Annotated in this window: 1 protein-coding gene; it reads left to right on the top strand. The window is 48.5% G+C overall.

The annotated features are described in order from the left end of the window. Positions 1-551: glutamate synthase central domain-containing protein (locus R7190_RS29810; protein ID WP_318138201.1), on the top strand; the 551-nt coding region annotated here is incomplete at both ends.

Here is a 551-nt window from a genome sequence, read left to right as displayed (position 1 = left end):
TAACTCCATTCTCTCAGTTACCTGAAGATCAAGTGGGTGAGCGAAGCTTCGATGAAGATTTGCTTAAGACCTATCAAAAGCAGTTCGCCATGACCAATGAAGAAGTGGATCAGGTGCTGCGTGTACTTGGCGATATGGGTCAAGAAGCCGTAGGCTCTATGGGCGATGACACGCCAATGGCAGTACTGTCTTCGAAAGAGCGTTTGGTTACCGATTACTTCCGCCAGAAGTTTGCTCAGGTCACCACCCCGCCTATCGATCCACTACGTGAAAAGCATGTTATGTCGTTAGCCACCAGTATAGGTCAGGAGATGAACGTCTTCTGTGAAGCCGACGGCCACGCGCATCGAGTGACATTTGATTCTCCAGTGCTACTTTACTCTGACATGCAGCAGTTGCTTGAGCTGGGTGACGATCACTACCGCAATACCATTCTCGACATAAACTACGATCCACAAGAGAAAGATCTCAAACAAGCGATTGATGACTTATGTGATCAAGCTGAACAAGTGGTGCGAGAAGGTACCGTCTTAGTGGTTCTTTCCGACCGC

The sequence above is a fragment of the Vibrio sp. 1078-1 genome (genome assembly GCF_033340475.1).
The sequence above is the reverse complement of the archived record's forward strand: the minus strand, read 5'-3'. Positions and strand labels throughout refer to the sequence as shown.